The 16,988-nt window shown below is 44.3% G+C and carries 15 protein-coding genes; 5 read left to right on the top strand and 10 right to left on the bottom strand.

The genetic code is table 11. The annotated features are described in order from the left end of the window. Positions 1 to 14 precede the first annotated feature (14 nt). On the bottom strand, positions 15 to 200 hold the full coding sequence (locus ABLT31_RS03595; protein WP_367748962.1) for a hypothetical protein: 186 nt from the start codon (positions 198 to 200) through the stop codon (positions 15 to 17). 303 nt (positions 201 to 503) lie between these two features. Here ABLT31_RS03595 and ABLT31_RS03590 point away from each other — a divergent pair, with 303 nt between their 5' ends. After that, positions 504 to 2,675: a methyl-accepting chemotaxis protein gene (locus ABLT31_RS03590; RefSeq protein ID WP_367748959.1), complete on the top strand. Its 2,172-nt coding sequence runs from the start codon at positions 504 to 506 to the stop codon at positions 2,673 to 2,675. Positions 2,676 to 2,692: 17 nt separating this feature from the next. On the opposite strand, the gene ABLT31_RS03585 is transcribed toward ABLT31_RS03590, so the two are convergent. Further along, positions 2,693 to 2,875 carry a hypothetical protein gene (locus ABLT31_RS03585; RefSeq protein ID WP_367748956.1) on the bottom strand — a complete coding sequence of 61 codons (183 nt, stop codon included), beginning with the start codon at positions 2,873 to 2,875 and terminating at the stop codon, positions 2,693 to 2,695. Positions 2,876 to 3,028: 153 nt separating this feature from the next. Further along, positions 3,029 to 4,693 carry a glycerol-3-phosphate dehydrogenase/oxidase gene (locus ABLT31_RS03580; protein WP_367748953.1) on the bottom strand — a complete coding sequence of 555 codons (1,665 nt, stop codon included), beginning with the start codon at positions 4,691 to 4,693 and terminating at the stop codon, positions 3,029 to 3,031. A 158-nt stretch (positions 4,694 to 4,851) separates the two neighbouring features. Between ABLT31_RS03580 and ABLT31_RS03575 the strand changes: the two genes are divergently transcribed. Then, on the top strand, positions 4,852 to 5,478 hold the full coding sequence (locus ABLT31_RS03575; protein WP_367748950.1) for a TraX family protein: 627 nt from the start codon (positions 4,852 to 4,854) through the stop codon (positions 5,476 to 5,478). A 28-nt stretch (positions 5,479 to 5,506) separates the two neighbouring features. On the opposite strand, the gene ABLT31_RS03570 is transcribed toward ABLT31_RS03575, so the two are convergent. Further along, complete coding sequence (locus ABLT31_RS03570; protein WP_367748947.1) at positions 5,507 to 6,226, bottom strand: DUF881 domain-containing protein; 720 nt, start codon at positions 6,224 to 6,226, stop codon at positions 5,507 to 5,509. Then, positions 6,223 to 6,924, bottom strand: coding sequence for a DUF881 domain-containing protein (locus ABLT31_RS03565; RefSeq protein ID WP_367748944.1), 702 nt, complete (start codon positions 6,922 to 6,924; stop codon positions 6,223 to 6,225). The genes ABLT31_RS03570 and ABLT31_RS03565 overlap by 4 nt, the downstream gene beginning before the upstream one ends. Before the next feature lie 135 nt (positions 6,925 to 7,059). On the opposite strand from ABLT31_RS03565, the gene ABLT31_RS03560 reads away from it, so the two are divergent. Then, positions 7,060 to 8,577, top strand: a complete 1,518-nt coding sequence (locus ABLT31_RS03560; RefSeq protein ID WP_367748941.1) for an SWIM zinc finger family protein — start codon at positions 7,060 to 7,062, stop codon at positions 8,575 to 8,577. Further along, a complete protein-coding gene (locus ABLT31_RS03555) occupies positions 8,574 to 11,333 on the top strand; it encodes a DEAD/DEAH box helicase (RefSeq protein ID WP_367748938.1) in 2,760 nt (919 codons plus the stop codon). Before ABLT31_RS03560 ends, ABLT31_RS03555 begins: the two co-directional genes overlap by 4 nt. A gap of 31 nt (positions 11,334 to 11,364) precedes the next feature. Here ABLT31_RS03555 and ABLT31_RS03550 read toward each other — a convergent pair whose 3' ends face one another. The 4 genes from ABLT31_RS03550 to ABLT31_RS03535 all read right to left on the bottom strand — a co-directional run bounded on the left by ABLT31_RS03550 (position 11,365) and on the right by ABLT31_RS03535 (position 14,970). Beyond that, a complete protein-coding gene (locus ABLT31_RS03550; protein WP_367748935.1) occupies positions 11,365 to 11,538 on the bottom strand; it encodes a hypothetical protein in 174 nt (57 codons plus the stop codon). A gap of 249 nt (positions 11,539 to 11,787) precedes the next feature. After that, the gene (locus ABLT31_RS03545; RefSeq protein ID WP_367748932.1) at positions 11,788 to 12,720 is read right to left on the bottom strand and encodes a manganese-dependent inorganic pyrophosphatase; all 933 of its coding nucleotides are present in this window, start codon (positions 12,718 to 12,720) and stop codon (positions 11,788 to 11,790) included. Positions 12,721 to 12,872: 152 nt separating this feature from the next. Continuing rightward, positions 12,873 to 14,354, bottom strand: a complete 1,482-nt coding sequence (locus ABLT31_RS03540; protein WP_367748929.1) for a DEAD/DEAH box helicase — start codon at positions 14,352 to 14,354, stop codon at positions 12,873 to 12,875. A 352-nt stretch (positions 14,355 to 14,706) separates the two neighbouring features. After that, complete coding sequence (locus ABLT31_RS03535; RefSeq protein ID WP_367748926.1) at positions 14,707 to 14,970, bottom strand: hypothetical protein; 264 nt, start codon at positions 14,968 to 14,970, stop codon at positions 14,707 to 14,709. Positions 14,971 to 15,128: 158 nt separating this feature from the next. Here ABLT31_RS03535 and ABLT31_RS03530 point away from each other — a divergent pair, with 158 nt between their 5' ends. Next, a complete protein-coding gene (locus ABLT31_RS03530) occupies positions 15,129 to 16,220 on the top strand; it encodes a glycosyltransferase family protein (RefSeq protein ID WP_367748923.1) in 1,092 nt (363 codons plus the stop codon). A 38-nt stretch (positions 16,221 to 16,258) separates the two neighbouring features. On the opposite strand, the gene ABLT31_RS03525 is transcribed toward ABLT31_RS03530, so the two are convergent. Beyond that, the gene (locus ABLT31_RS03525) at positions 16,259 to 16,849 is read right to left on the bottom strand and encodes a molybdopterin-dependent oxidoreductase (protein ID WP_367748921.1); all 591 of its coding nucleotides are present in this window, start codon (positions 16,847 to 16,849) and stop codon (positions 16,259 to 16,261) included. Positions 16,850 to 16,988: the final 139 nt, after the last annotated feature.

Below are 16,988 nucleotides of genomic sequence, written 5' to 3'. Positions count from 1 at the left end.
TGCTGGCAGGTCCCTCAGGTATACGTAGTGAAGAAAAACAAGACAGCTGGCTTGTCTCCCGCCACGGTGACAAGTTGATTATCTTGATTATTCAGTTGAATAGCTTTCTGATCCTCTGAGCCTGAGGAGCATGCTCCTAAAATCAATAGAAAGAAAGTCACTGTTAATAGCCTTGATATGGGTTTGATATATTTCCCCATCTCCAATCCCTCCATTCCACCCTCGATTGTATCATAACTTAAAGCAAAAAAAGACCCTCACATGGTGAGGGCAATCAGGAATAGGAGTGAGAGATCCAGAGTAAGGAAGGCCTACCTTCTGGTACTTTTTACTATAATGGATCCTGGCTCACTTGACTGGAGGATCGTCACAAAATCTAACATTCTATTTTCCATATAATTACTATGTTGGATTTTCTAACAAGTAATCCAGGGAAATATACCTACTTATATTAAAATAGATAAAAGAAAAAAATGGTGGGAAGAGGGAAGTGATCAACAACAATGGGGTTCTTTGGCTGGTTAGACTTTCGGGAAGGACTGCCTCTATGGTGGTCGTACAAACTAAATGAGAAGGATAAGCAAACGGTAGAAGAAATTTTTGAAGGCATTGCCAAAACGCGGGTATCTTTATTAACCGATTGGGCGCATGAACAATGGGACGTCTTAGAAAAAGCCGCCATGGAGATGGCGAGAGTTTCCTCCATAAATCAAAACATATTTCTTGATTATAGACTGAAAAACAGCAAGTATTTTACAGAGCTTTTCCAATTGAACGAAGAAGGCCAAGTTACCGCTTCTACATATGCTAAACATCAGGGATTCACCTATGTAAGACACCAGTACCCAACTTATAGAAAAGCCCTGGACCAAGTCATTCGTACGAAAAAAAGCATGCTTTATGGTCCTTTTCTCGATCCTATTACATTGGAAATCGGACCGCGAACGTCTCCATTCCATGATGAGGTCACTCTCTTGTTTTTACAGCCCGTCATTCAAGAAGGGGAACTTGTTTCCGTATTAGCTGGACGAATTCCTAACGATGTTATGGGAGATCTGATCCAGCGGGAAGCCGGTCATGTTTATCGGGATTCCGGCGATAATTATCTGTTTATGGCCAAGTCCAACTTCGATCCCGCCATTCCTCAAGGCATCGCCTTGTCCCGAAGTCGTTTTGAAGACCGTGCCTTTACCCTCGGAGAGAACCTGAAGGATGGCATACATACTCAACATTGGGGTGTAGTGAAAGTAAAGAAGCATACCGAATTTGAAATTCGTTTTACGGATCCTGCCACCCAGGAATTGCATCCCGGAGTCATGAATACGATTCATAAGGGAGAAAACCTTTTTGTGGAATTCCCTGGATATTCCGATTACCGACACATTCCAGTCATTGGAAAAGGAGTCACTTTCCAGCTCCCCGGTTCACCCGATCTTTGGGGAATGATGTGCGAAGGCGACTTGGAAGAGGTTTATCGAAATCGCTCCATCAGCTGGCAGCTCGGGAAAAAATTTGCTCTTCTTTCCTTTATTGGTGTTTTCCTACATCAAGGACTAACCTTGCTTCCTATCCTCCCCGCTTGGTCTTTGCTTTTTTTCCAAGTGATATATGCAGGAATAGCCACTTATCTATTTTATAAAAAAGGGATTGTACCCATTTCTTCCCGCATGAAGCAGATGACCGACATCGTTCGAAAGATAGCCGAAGGAGGTGGAGATCTGACCATCCGTTTAGACCATCAATCTCTAAAGCATGATGAAACCGGAGGATTGGGTCGTTGGGTCAATAATCTCATTGATAGCCAGGACGAAATGATGGCAAAAGTGAAAGCTGTAACCCTTGATGTCGAGCAAATTAACCGGTCATTGAGTGAAAAGACAGCCCGCGTTGAGCAAAACTCTCTCGAGGTCATCCAACAGATGAGTAACATGTCCTTAGAAATGCAGCGTCAGTTAACGGATGTCCATGAAGCAATGAAACAAGTGGACCAAATTAGCGACACCCTAAAAGAACTGGAAACCATGTCACAAGAACAATTGAATGAAGCCCAAGGTCAAGTGGCAACGATTAACAGCAAAATGACTCATATTGTAGAAAAAGTTCATGACACGCTTGCGCTGACCGATCACTTTAAGGAATTTTCCAAGAATATCGGACTTATCGTCAATACAATCAATAATATAGCAAACCAAACGAATTTGCTTGCTTTAAATGCTAGTATAGAGGCCGCTCGTGCGGGCGAGTACGGCAGGGGCTTCTCTGTAGTTGCTGAGGAAATTCGAAAATTAGCTAATCAAACCACGATTGCGACTCACGAAATCAGCAAAACGCTGGATCAAATTGAAAGCAGTTCCTATCGAGTTAAAGAATCGATTCAAGACAGCAGTTATGAAGTTGAAAAGGGATCTGATTTTATTCAAGCCGTCCAAGGCGTATTAACGTCTATGGCCCAAGCTTCCGCAACCCATCCTGATGTCACGGATCAAATGCGCAGCATTATCGGCAATATTGCAATGATTAACGAACGGAATGTGAAGACAGTCGGAAGTGTGGACCAGTCTATCGACAAAATGGTCGACTTCATTCAAGATGCTCGTTTGGATTCGGAGCAAAGCTCTCTTATCGTATCTGCGCTGCGCCGTTTAGTGCATAAATTTAAACTTTCCCAAAAGTAGACTTTTGATCGTTCGGGTCATTTAAATCTTACAATCCTACTTTTAAACTGATGGATCTCATTCGGCGCAAGCAACCCTTTGATGGTCTTGAGCTCTTTTCTTAATTGTCTGATCTGCTGGCGTTGTCGGTGGTTTATATCCCACAGCAGCTGATTGTTCTTTTGCAGAAGCCGGATGATATTCCGGATCTTTGGATTCAATTGCCTACCCCCTTTTTGGACCCTTCCTTTAACACCATATGACATAAATGGGTTCGTTGTATAGGCAACATTCCTAAGACTATTTCAGTATATTCTCAACGCCCATTGAAAAAAGCTCATCATCCCATTGTGACGAGCTTTTTTCATTAAATGCTATCCGCTGTTATCAGCATCGGGCAGCTGATCCATCTGCTGAAACAGCTTTAATACCAGCTCTTGCTGCTTGCAGGTTTCATCTTGATTCCATCCCAACAACTCCCCCATCATTTCCTGGATGACAGCCCGATGGGCTATTGCCTTCCTAAAATCAAAAGACAGCCAACCTGTTCGAAGTCTCAAGAAATCGGCGGCTTTCACAGTCATCTCTTCTTCAATGGAATAAGTAAGCTGTGCTCTAAGTTCTCGATGGCTTTTTCCCTTCGGGATTTGGCTATATCTATCATAGATCTTCAGCGTATTCGTCCCGTAGGTCGCAATCCATTCCTTAATGGTTTCTTCTTTGATGCCGAGCAATATCCCCCTTTTCAGCATTTCCTTTTGCCAGTTCTTAAAGGAGGGATAACCCATTCTCTCCCCGCCGCTTATGGTTACTTTTTCAGTCGTGCAAGGGGGAAGAGCCTTTTTATCCAGACCCATAAGATCCTGAGCAATTAAATTAACCACTTTTTCCGCCATTTTACGGTACCCTGTTAATTTTCCTCCGGCAATCGTAATAAGCCCTGTCTTGGATACAAACAATTCATCCTGCCTGGACAGTTCAGAAGGCCCTTTTCCCTCTTCATAAATGAGCGGTCGTAAGCCTGCCCAATGAGAGAGAACATCCTTTTCTGTTAACTGAACCTTGGGAAACATCGCGTTGACAGCAAGAAGGAGGTAATCTCGATCTTCTTTCGTCATTCGTGGATTATCGATGCAATGCGTATAAGGTGTATCTGTCGTCCCAATATAGGTTATACGATCTCTGGGGATCACAAAGACCATCCGTCCATCAGGCGTATCAAAGTATACCGACTGCCTGACGGGCAATCGCTCGTACTCAACGACCAAATGAACCCCTTTGGTGTGAAATATCCGCTTTTGCTGTGGTGACGGATCCATATCCCGCACCCGATCTGCCCAGGGACCTGCCGCGTTAACCACCTTTCTTGCCTTTATTTGGACCGGTCTCCCGGTTAACTGATCCCTTACCTTCACCCCGATCACCTTGCTGGCTTCGTAAAGAAATTCGGTTACTTCCGCATAATTCACTGCACGAGCTCCATATTGGATAGCCGTCTTTAAGACATCTAGAGTAAGTCTGGCATCATCCGTACGATATTCGAAGTAGTAACCCCCTCCTTTCAGGCCATCCGCCTTAAGCAAAGGCTCTTGCTTTTTGGTCTGTTCCCTCCCCAGCATCTTGCGGCGCTCTTTTCGTTCTACGCCAGCTAACCAATCATACACATATAAACCAATCGAAGAGGCCCAATATCCATATGCCCCTCCTTTGTATATGGGCAGCAACATAGGTGCAGGAATGACCACGTGAGGAGCATTTTGATACAGAATAGCTCGTTCCCTGCCCACTTCTTGGACAAGCCTGATCTCACCTTGCTTCAAATAGCGCAAACCGCCGTGAATCAGCTTGGTAGACCGGCTGCTTGTTCCCGATCCAAAGTCGGACTTCTCCACCAAACCAGTGCGAAGCCCGCGAACACTTGCGTCTAAGGCAATCCCTGCTCCAGTAATTCCTCCGCCAATAATAAGCACATCTAATGGTTGACTGGACAAGAAGTCTAACTCCGATCCTCTATGAAGGACAGAAAAATGATTATTCACACCAAGAGTCTCCTCTCCAAAGAAACGTCAAGTTGCCAGGAGTATAACCTAAACCATTATATTCAAAGCTTCGTCCCGATTATCCCTTATGTGACATGATTGAACACCAAGATTCCTATTGCTATAATATGAAAATAGAAATAGAACGGAGATCTATCATGCTACAGCTCATTGCCATGATTACGATGCTGACAGATCATGTTGGCTTACTATTCTTTCCCGATCACGAACTATTCCGAATCATAGGAAGATTAGCCTTCCCACTTTACTGCTGGCTGTTAGTTCAGGGCTACTACCATACGAAAGATTTGCAGAAATATATGGAACGCCTATGGTGGATCGCTTTGCTCTCCCAGATTCCGTACAGCCTAGCCTTAAAAACAGTGGAATTAAACGTGGTTTTCACCCTTCTCTTAGGACTTGTTGGCCTTTTTGTCATGGAGCATCTGGAGAAGGAAGCATTGCGCCCCGCATTGCTGCTAGGCATCTTTTCTGCATCTATCTTTATTCCAATGGATTATGGGCTATACGGCATCGCCCTCATTTTTATCTATCGGTATGCGGATCAGCAAAAGATCCTCTACCATGTGTTTCTTAATATTTTTTACTTAGTTAGTAGTGGTTTGGGGTTCTATATTCAGTTATTTAGTATTTTCGGAACCGCACTGATCCCCTACCGGCTATATCTTCCACCAATCTCCATACACAGGGGAGTATACCGAAGCTTTTATCCTGTTCATCTGGCTGTCCTGTATCTCTTATCCCTATGGATATTGCCATCCTAAAAAAAGCCACCTGCTGCGGTGGCTTTTTTTAGGAAGAAGGAGCATCCAAGATCTCCATTTCGCGAATAATAAGACTGCGCTGAATGGGCGGAATCCAAATCTGGTCGCTTCTTTCGATTGATAGGTTTTTATTCATAATTTTGAAGTACTCATCAAATCCCTTTATCTTAATTGAAGATTCCAAAAGAGCGGGATCCCCGATTGCCTTAATTGTATAAGGCGTGCTAATAGGCTTGGTATCAATTAATATTTCGTCTCCAACCGATCGGATATATGTTGTCGGGGTAATTCGATGCCCATTAATGGAAATATGCTTGGCCCCCGATGCAAACAGCTCGTTGACCAGATAACGCAGATCCTCGTCATACACCATGCTATCAAAATAGTTTCCTTCATAATTTTCATCATAGGGTATTTCCTCAATCCGAACCAAGAGACCCTGCCCTTCGACACCGGATTCTCCGACAAGGATCTGCAGGCGTTCGATCTCTTCCTCAATGATAGAAAACGAATCCGCCTCTTCCATCGAAGTTTCATATTGCCTTACTAGCTTTTGATACTTCTCAATATCCTCTTCGAGATTTGAATTATTCTCCAGTTTTTTCTGGAGCTCCTGGCGAAGAAAGGACACATCTTGGTTATCCTTCGCTGACGCTTGCTGATTGGATTGGTATTGTATAGCGAGTAAATAGCCTACAAGCAAACTGGACAAAGTAATGAGAATCAGAGTCTGAATGTTTTTCTTCACATCGAGCCTCCCGTAAAGGCCGGAACCTCGACCTTGTCCCTTTTTTCAATTTGTATGGCAACCTTTGAATACTGCCTCAAATGCTGAAGAACGCCACCAGGCATTTCCATGGCTGTCTTTAGTATCGTCGGATCACCAATCGCCAAGATTTCATAAGGAGCATTTATGGAAGTATCATTGACTAGCATCACTAGACCGGAATAGATAACGGCAGAATGGGTTGTTAATCGCTGTCCGTTAAGGCTGACCGCTTCAGCGCCAGCAGCAAAAAGCTCATTGATAATTTGTCTTAAGTTTTCTTCACGGACGCTTGCATCACTGCCAGGATTGTCCTTGGCATGAGCATTTTCCGTTAATGTCACCGCTACTCCCCTGCCTTCGACAGGTACGGTTCCCCCCCACATCCGAAGCGTTTCCAGCTGTTTTAAAAGAGCCTGTCCATGGGCTTCATTTGACGCTAATTTCTTCTCCATTTCTGTCACCTGCTGTTTCGCAGCCATTAGTTGGTCCGTGAGCTGTTGCTTTTTTACCTGTTCCTTGATGATCTGTTCTTGAATTTCCTGTTTTTTATCAAGCTGCTTCTCCGGAACGGTCTGCAAGGCTTGCATCTGTTGGGTATATTTCACGGAAAATGAAATCATAAAACCTAAAACCAAGGCGACTAAACCTATATTGACGTGAATTTTTCTTAGCTTCATTCGACGGAATCACTCCCTACATTTTAAATTGTAGAATGGAAGGCATGAAAAAGTCAAACGATCGGGTTCTAGCTTCCTCTTCATCCTTCTGTTAAAGTAGAATTTGATGCTCCTACCGAAGGAGGAAGGAAAAGTATGAGCCATCGTCAGATCGATATAAACCATCTATATCATACCGCTGAAGTCGCCCTTGATATCGTAGATGATGTCATCATGAGGCGAGGGCTAAACTATTACCAACACGGGAAAGTGGAAAGCCTATATCTTCGCGATAGCATGATTGAAGCGGTCGTCCTGGGAACGGAACCGTACCATGTTTCACTGGATCTCCAGCATTTCACCAACAGTTCCTGCAACTGTCCCTATAACGTAATCTGTAAACATATTGTAGCAACCCTTTGCGAGGTCCTTTCTGCCATCACAGACCCTGAGGATTTTTTTATAGGTACTCGCAAGGGTATTCCAAGGCAAAATGATCAGACGGTTCAAGAAACAGATTCATCCGATCATTGGACGGAAGCCTTCGAGCTCGCATTTTCCTCCTATGTTTCTGGCTATACCTATGATCTTCCATTCAAATATCAGAAGTTTTTTGACGATTGGGGACATCGTGCCGAACATTGGCATCCTTCCCATCGATTTGTTTATCATCTTTATCTTGCATTGTTCAGCCTGCAAAAACTGGAAGCTATAGAGAAGCGAACTGCTTATACCTCGGATCGGCAATTAAAAGCCACTTTTCAATTTGTCTTAACTCACTTGCTGGAACTACTCAAGGAGGAAAATCATCCCCCATTCCATCAACTGAAGGAATGGGCTGCTCTGCTGACCTACCAGGCCCTTTCATCCACTCCATCAACTGTAGATTGGTTGACGATCTACCGATTGGTTTGCTGGCATGCATTAAGAAACACCGATTGGATCGCCGAGGAAAAGCTTAAACTAGAGGAGCTTTTGCACCATCCTTCCCTGCCGCTCCTGCAACGTCGGACATTGCGGCTTATGTTGGCCCATCTGGAGTTCATGCTCGATCAGGATGACTCGGCAAGAGCCCTTCTGACTCCGATCATGAGTGCAAGCGAAGTCTCAGAAGCTATTTTTTATTTATCTGTCACGAGTCATCTTGAGCAATGGAACCGCTTGTCTGCCTGGCTCCACTGGCTTTATCCCTATCTAGCCCAAACGGAACAAAACGATCTGCGTTTGATTCTCGGTTTTTGGGCCCGTTTGGCAGATGCTCAGCCTGCAAAACGGGAAACATGGATCGAGGTGCTCACGTCTTTGCTCCCAGCAAGCTCAAGCTTTTATTTGGATCACCTGCTGGAGACAGAACAATTTCGTCGATGGGTAGATTTTCTTCTTGTGCAAGGCTATGTTCCCTCTCATATTTCTAAGGATCTGCTGAAGCGAGTGGAAAGCTCCGACTTGCCCGCCTTGCTTCCTTTTTATCACCGGGCTGTGGAACTCTCGATTCGGGAAAAAAACCGTCAAGCCTATAAGCAAGCTGTCAAGCTGCTCAAAAAACTTCGTACGTATTATAAACGCTTAAAGCAAGTAGACCGTTGGAATGCCTTCATTCTTCAATTAGCGGACAAGCATAAGCGCCTCCGTGCCTTGCAAGAGGAATTACAGAAAGGAAAACTGCTTCCATGAGAGATACGGAATCAATCACCATCTATAGCCGCTGGGTGCCTTCTTCGGGAGTGTTGGTTTGGGCAAGATACCGAACAGGCCAGCCCCTCGATCCTCTGGAATTAAAAACCCGTTTGTTCAGTTGGCACGAGCCATCCTTTTATGGAACTTTCCTGGACATTCAGGATGTCGGCGGATGGGATGGCATCCTTCTTTCCCCCGCAATGGCCCTGGATTATTTTTCGAATCCCTCACCGCTTGTTCATCAACAGCTGAACTGGAGCGATGAGACAATAGAAATCATGAGGATTGCGCCGTTACTGCAGGAAGCCGTTTTAAACAAAAGCTTCCAGCCCGATTTTAACCTTTGGCAAAAAGGAGAAGAAGGCTGGACCTTTCCTCTGCCGCTGGAAACCGTACCTGTTTACGTTAAGGAATGGGGAGAGCAAATCATAAGCGAACAACTTCAAGATATTTTCAAGCATCCCCTGATGCGTTTAGGTCTTGAGCACCGCATTCACTGGACGGAAGAGGACTGGTTAATCGATATTGGCTGGAGCGATGATCCTGCCCCTTTCCGAATTGCCCTTCAGCTGCTGGAACCAGCGGAAGAGAGCGAATGGACTCTTCGCCTCGTCTTACGGGACCGTCAGCGGAGTGATCTTTTTTTTGCTTATCCCGAAGAATACGCAGAGCTTCCAAGTCACTGGTTAAACGATTTGAAGAGAGTAGACCGTGAAATCGACAAAATGGAAAAAATTCTTCCTTGGCTGCACCATCCGAATTCATCAGCCTCTTTTACCCGCCGGTTGAATGATCAAGAGGCCTGGTTTTTTTTATCGGAGGGAAGTCTCCGCCTTGCAGAGGCAGGATTCATAGTCCTGCTTCCCTCTTGGTGGACGCAGCTGGAAAAACGCAAACCTAGGCTTGTTGCCAAAATTCAATCTCCTGTCGGACAAAGCATGCTAGGGCTTGAACAGCTTATGCAATTTGATTGGAAGATTTCCATTGGAGACACCTCACTCAGTGAAGAACAATTTTCAGAAATACTCAAGCAAAAAAAGCAGCTAATCCAAATCAATGGAAAATGGATTCAACTGGATGCCTCCATCCTCGAGCATTTGCAAAGCATCATGCGAAGAATGAGCAAGCAAAAAGCAATGACCCTTGGTGAAGTGCTTGAGACTCATTTTCTTCAGGAAGACTCCGAGCATCCGCTTGATCTTCAAGTTGAATTGAACGGTTCGCTCCTTTCCATGATCAGCCAGCTGCAGGAGATCACCTCGCTGCCCATGAGCATGCCGCCCGCCAGCCTGCAAGCAACCCTTCGCCCCTATCAGGTCGAGGGCTATTCCTGGCTCGTGTTTTTGCGCCGATTTGGGCTAGGCGGCTGTTTAGCTGACGATATGGGATTAGGAAAAACGGTTCAATGGATTAGCTATCTTCTTTACATGAAGGAAAACGAAAAAAGCTCTGTACCGTCTCTGCTCATTTGCCCGACTTCAGTACTAGGCAACTGGCAAAAGGAGTTACATCGGTTCGCTCCTGCCTTAAAGGTTTATGTCCACTACGGATCTAAACGAAAGAAGGGAGATGAATTTCAGCCTGCGCTAGAAGGGATCGACGTCGTGCTCACTACCTATACGCTATCCCATCTAGATGGCGATGAGCTTCAAGCGGTCGAATGGAATGCCATCGGTCTTGATGAAGCGCAAAATATCAAGAATGCTTATACCAAACAAGCCACCGCTGCCCGACAGCTGAAAGGCCGCCATCGGATTGCCATGACAGGGACCCCGATTGAAAACCGACTCACGGAACTGTGGTCAATTTTCGATTTTATTAATCCTGGATATTTAGGCAGCCTGCGTGACTTCACCCGTCGATTTGTAAGTCCCATCGAAAAAGAGCAGGACAAAGACTTAATTGAGCAGGTGCAGCGACTCATTCGGCCTTTCTTGCTTCGTCGAGTCAAAACAGATCCATCGATTCAACTGAATTTGCCCGATAAGCTGGAAAGCAAAGAGTATCTAGCCCTTACCCCGGAACAAGCTTCTTTATATGAAGCGGTTCTCCAAGATTTGTTCACAAAACTGGAAACCGCATCGCCCATGGAACGCCGAGGGATGATTCTTGCTTCTTTAACCAAACTGAAGCAGGTGTGTAATCATCCTCATTTGCTAATAAAGGCAGCCGATGAACAGCGAATGAATCTTTCTCCTAAAATGGAAAGACTGCTTGAGATGGTGGACGAGCTCCGGCAGGAAGGAGAAAAGTGCCTCATTTTTACCCAATATGTGGAAATGGGACAAATGCTAAAACAAGTGCTTGAAGAGCACTTTCATGAGATGGTTCCTTTCCTCCACGGCGGGGTGCCAAAAGAAAAGCGGGATGAGATGATTCAGCGATTCCAAGAGGAATACCAGCCAAATCGGGAAACGGCAAACTTCTTCATTCTGTCTTTGAAGGCCGGAGGAATTGGATTAAACCTTACGGCGGCAAACCATGTGTTCCATATCGATCGATGGTGGAACCCTGCTGTGGAAAGCCAAGCCACTGATCGCGCTTATCGGATTGGACAAACTCGCCGTGTTCAAGTGCATAAATTCATCACTTTGGGGACACTGGAAGAAAAAATTGATGACATGATGGAGCGAAAAAAGGAATTAAGCGAACAAATCGTCGGATCTGGGGAACAGTGGATTACTGAGCTATCTGGCGATGAGCTGAAAGAGCTCCTCACTCTGCAAAGGGATTGGGTAACCGATGAAAAATAGAGTAGGGGCTTGATCAGCCCCTACTCTATTCTTATTCCCCTCCGTCAGCGCCTTCTTCTTGATCACTTCCTACTCCCGGCGTTCCTCCCGCGAGTCCGGTACCCGCCATCACTTGATTAGGTGAATACGTTTTTTCTCTTCTAAACAGGGAATAAACCCCGAATAAAACTAAGATAATGACTAGACACATCGCAATTACGACCACGGACATCACCCCCTCTTTTGGTTTATGTAACTTTCTAAGCCAAAAGAACCCAAAAAACGAGGAAGTTGCGTCATGAACCTGATGTGTTGACTTTATCAGCAAAAAATTTTGCAGCTACAGCATTTCCGCCCCAAAAAGAGTGGCACTCTATAGAGAAGGAGTGGGCGATTTCTCTTTCCGTAAGATAGCACATGGAAATAAAAGCAAAAAGGAGCCAGCATGAAGCGGCTCCTTCTTTGTTTTCAGTTCTTACAGCTTGCTAAAGGCCTCTGTCAACACAGGGACAATTTGCTTCTTACGTGATACGACGCCCTTAAGCAAGGCCGTATTGTTTTCTAATGTAACATTATAAGCAACTTCTACTGCTTTCGTTTTCTCACCTAGAGCCAAACCAATGGAATCATTATTTAAAATATCAGTGACGACAAATAAGAACAAGTCCAGATTTTTCTCAGCAATGCGCTTGGAAAGAGCTTCTTCCAATTCCTTTTGGCGGGACATGACATCATTGGTATCCACCGCATTGACTTGAGCAACTTCAACTTTATGGCCTTCCATTTGGAATTCCTTGGAATCGAGGGAAATAAGCTGATCGATCGTCTTGTCACTCAAGTCAGCCCCTGCCTTAAGCATCGCTAATCCATAGCTCTCCAAATCAACTTCAGCAATGGCTGCAAACTCACGAGCGGCTGCCACGTCTTGGTCCGTACAAGTTGGGGACTTAAACAAAAGCGTATCGGAAATGATTGCGGACAACATCAATCCAGCGATTTCTTTTGGAATAGCCACACCATGTTCCTTATATATTTTATTTAAGATGGTTGTAGTACATCCGACTGGTTCAGCACGATAGTATAACGGATCACTCGTTTCGAAGTTAGCGATGCGGTGATGATCGATAACCTCCAGTACGCGAACTTTATCTAAATCGTCTGCGCTTTGTTGTCTTTCGTTGTGATCCACTAAGATAACACCATTGGTTTCATTTCCTACCGTTTGAACTAATCTAGGTAATTCAACTTTAAAATGATCCAATACAAATTGGGTTTCTCCATTGATTTCGCCCAAACGTACAGGCTCCACCTCAAAGCCTAGCTTGGTTTTCAAGTCTGCATAAGCAATGGCAGAACAAATAGAATCAGTATCTGGGTTTTTGTGTCCGAATATAAGTACTTTTTCCATTCTCAATTCTCTCCTTATTCACCTATTTATGTGAGTCATCCTTATTTTTCTTTCCAAACCTTATTCTAACAGAAAGGAAGACCAAGGCTCAATCAATTTTAATTAAAATAAATTGGAAAAAAAATAGCCTCCATGAGGCTATTTTCAGCAAGTTATTTGAATGTCCCTTCCAATTGGCGAGGGGCTCTGCCCGTCCGTTCCCGCTTGCCTTTGGATTTGTTGCCAACGTACCCTTTTCCTGCGTGCCCTTTATTCCCTTTGAAATGGCGATCACGGTCAGATTTGCCGTCACCCTTGAATTTAGGCTTCTTAGCAAAACGAGGTTCCTCTGCTGTTAATTGAACTGGAACGTCCGTTTGTTCCTTCGTCATCATCTTCAAGGCTACGGAAACCAAAGTAATGGAATCATACTGGTCAAGCAGTTCTGTCGCCGTTTGCTTATACTGGGAATATTGACCTTCTTCAATTAATTGAATCATTTTATCAGATGCAATTCGTTGTTTAGATTCCATTGCTTCTGCCACTGTTGGAATCGGTTTGCGGCTGATCTTGCCTTTCGAGGCTTTTTCAATGCTGCGAAGCTGCCCCATCTCGCGAGGTGTAACAAAGGTCGTCGCTAACCCCGTTTTCCCTGCTCTTCCTGTTCTTCCGATACGGTGGACATAGCTCTCCGAGTCTTGCGGGATATCAAAGTTGTAGACATGAGTCACACCGGAAACATCGATCCCTCGAGCCGCAACATCTGTTGCAACCAAAATATCAATCGTCCCTTCGCGGAACTTATTCATGACCACATCACGCTGGCGCTGGTTTAAATCGCCATGCAACCCATCTGCCAGGTAACCCCTCTTGTTTAGGGCATCACTCAATTCGTCTACGCGCCTCTTCGTACGTCCGAAAATAACCGCTAACTCCGGATTTTCTACGTCCAGCAGTCGGCAAAGCACATCAAACTTTTCCCGTTCATTAACCTCATAATAGATTTGCTCTACCGTTGGAGAAGTGACTTCCTTTGCCTTCATTTTTATTAGCTCAGGATTTTTCATGAACTTTTCCGCGAGATTTTGAATCGGTCTCGGCATGGTAGCAGAGAACAATAAGGTTTGCTTGTCCTCTGGCGTTTCCTTTAAGATACGCTCGATATCTTCCAGAAAGCCCATATCTAACATTTCATCGGCTTCATCCAGAACAACGGTCGAAATGCGATCTAATCTTAAGGTTTTTCGTTGTATATGATCTAAAAGCCGCCCGGGAGTTCCGGTAATGATATGAGGACGTTTTTTTAATGCATTGATTTGGCGGTCAATGGACTGTCCCCCGTAAATAGGCAAAGAACGGATTCCCATATATTTTGCTAGCCGGTTAATCTCTTCAGAAACCTGAATCGCTAGTTCCCGGGTTGGGGCAATAACGATCGCCTGGACATAGTCTTTGCTTGTGTCCACGTTTTCTAGGATCGGTATTGCGAAAGCCGCCGTTTTTCCAGTACCAGTCTGGGCTTGCCCAATAATATCCTTACCTGTTAAAGCAACGGGGATGGATTTCTCTTGTATGGGAGAAGCTTCCTCGAAGCCCATGTCTGTAATTGCCCGCAAAATGGGGCCACTAATTCCTAATTCATGAAATGTTGTCATACATTTTACTCCTTATCATCTATGTTCATATCACTTAGCATTGACGAAATTTCACTATGTAATGCAAATTCATCTCCAATTTAACTGGGAGGTTAAACTGGCTTCGAATTAATATAGCTTGCTTTATATTCAAACAAGTATAGTATACCGTTCCTCGCGCTGTCTTATCGATGCCACGAAGTTATAAATTCTGACAGTAGAACAAAACCGACATTCCCCAACGCCATTGAGATGGCGTGCGTCCTGTCGGCGTAACTGAATTACACTAGAACATTTTTCCGGTTCGTCAACCTTTTTATTATATCACCATATTTTGGTCACATCAAGTGAACACTTGAATATATGTGTCCCTCTATTTCTTTATTACCTGTTCTATGGCCATGAGGAGGCTTTCTTCGAGCACGTCACCGTTTTGCATGGATAAAAATAAGGCAAGCAGCCCATAAGCCTCTTGAAGAGTGATGGAATGAAATTCATCCTCATCATAATCGATAATAAGGTATGACTGATTATCTTCAGAATCGACCATATCAATCAGGCGATACCCTTCAAAATCAAATAGCCTCCTAGCACCGCCTTCCGCCATCTTTTCATATTGCTTTTGCGTGATAAGCATGTTACACCTCCTATTTAATTCACTGCATTATAGCACATTACTCCAGACATGCACCTATTTTCCTGGAGAAATGGGCAGTGCCCCATGTCTTCTAGGTTGATGTGAATAGACTAGATTATAAAAGCTCTGAGCTTGCTACACCAGAAAGGGGGAGAATCATGATTTCGTTTATTGTGGGGCGAGGAATGGGACACTTAGGACGTTGCATCAGTATTGTTAACTTACTGCGTGCGAAAAGGAAAAAAGTACGCATATATGCCTTCGACAAAACCCATAAGTATTTAAAGCAAAATCTTTCCAAGAAATGCGATCTAAAGCTCTATAGAAAAGGAAAAGTAAGTGGGGGCAGAAAAGCGAATGTTATCATCCACGATTGGCGGCCTGAGATCCCTAGATTGCGGAAAGGTCGTACCTTCCGAAAAAGCGCGAAAATGGTTTCGTTATATCATAGTGATTTCTTTGTCCACCGCAGGGATGACCGCAAGATGCGAAGATATAAGCGACATATCCTGAAAGTCGCCAACCAAACTGACGTATTCCTTCACATGAATGTAAAACCTCCACAAAAAGCGCCTAAGAAATTAAAATGTCTTTACATCCCCATCCCGCTTATCTCAAGAAAGTCAACAACATCACAAGCAAAGGTGAAGAAACAACTAGGGTTAAAAAGCAACGAACCTTTCATATTAGTCCAGATGGGCTCCGGGCTTGGTGATGGACGCTACAAGTCCATACGCAAGTGGTATAAGATCATTAATCGTCTTGCTAAAAAACATCGTTTTGTCATCGCGGGTCAGTTTAAGGATGAAAAATTCAAGTTTGATAAGCGCGTCATCCAAGCGCCCTTATTCCCTAATGGAAAAGATCTGGTGCGCGCGGCAGAGCTAGTCATAACAAAACCGGGTATGGGTATCCTTGTGGATTGTATCTCCACCCAAACCCCTATTCTGATGCTGCCTCCGGACACGTCTGAGAGAAAACAAAAAGTTAGAATGCTAAAGGATATTATGCGAAGCGATATCGCCTGCGTAAATAAACCAAAGCAATTGGGAAGGAAAATCGAGCAGGCATTAAAGCATCGCTCTACTTTCAAAAGGAAATTTAAGCAAATACGGACAGATGGAGCCAAGATAGCCAGCCGTATTATAACTAAGCTGGAGAAAATTCCGCGAAGAAAGCTGAAAAAACATCGTTCACAGCTCTGCAGCCTAAGTCCGTACTGCAGGAAATTGAAGCGAAGAAAAAAATAAACGGATGGGTTCTGCCTCCATCCGTTTATTTTTGCGCACTAAGAGAAGCGTTCTTCTTTAAAGGGATTAGCGGTCATGGAATAGCCTCTGACCTCCCAATAGCCTGCCTGATCCTCTTTCATGAACTCAATGCCAGTAGCCCATTTGGATCCCTTCCATAGATAAAAGGAAGCAGGAGGAATGAATCGGAGGGGATATCCATGCTTTGGCGTGATGGCTTGCCAGTCATGGCTTTGATCCTTCCAGCGATACACAAAAAGCGAATCATCCCCGTATAGCGCATCAAGCGGCAAATTGGCTGAATAACCCATCGGATTACCGCCCAAATATCCATAAATTCTTACATACTTCACTTCAGGCTTAAGGTCCACCAGTTTGACCAGTTCACGAAAAGAAATGCCCTCAAAGGTCGTATCGAATTTTGACCATGTGGTCACACAATGCATATCCATTGTTGTTATGGTCTTGGGCAGCTTCAAAATTTCTTGGTAGGAAAGAACCCGCTCTTTTTCCACTTCACCGAACAACTTGAACTGCCATTGATCTTCCTGAAAAGTGTAGACATCCCCTTCATGAAGAATGGGCCATGTATCTGTCTCAAACTGTCCCGGCGGCAATTGTTTACTCATAGTCAAATCCCCTTCCCGCAGTACAAAACCTGTCTTAAAAATGATACTGTTTGAGTGGTAATGATGCAAGATGTACCAGAAAGGAATAAATCTAGCTTTTTTTCCTCATTATGATAATAACTTGAAATAGGAGGAGTAT

This window comes from Ammoniphilus soli, assembly GCF_040813775.1.
Note: the sequence above shows the minus strand (reverse complement) of the source record. Positions and strands in the feature narration are given on the sequence as shown.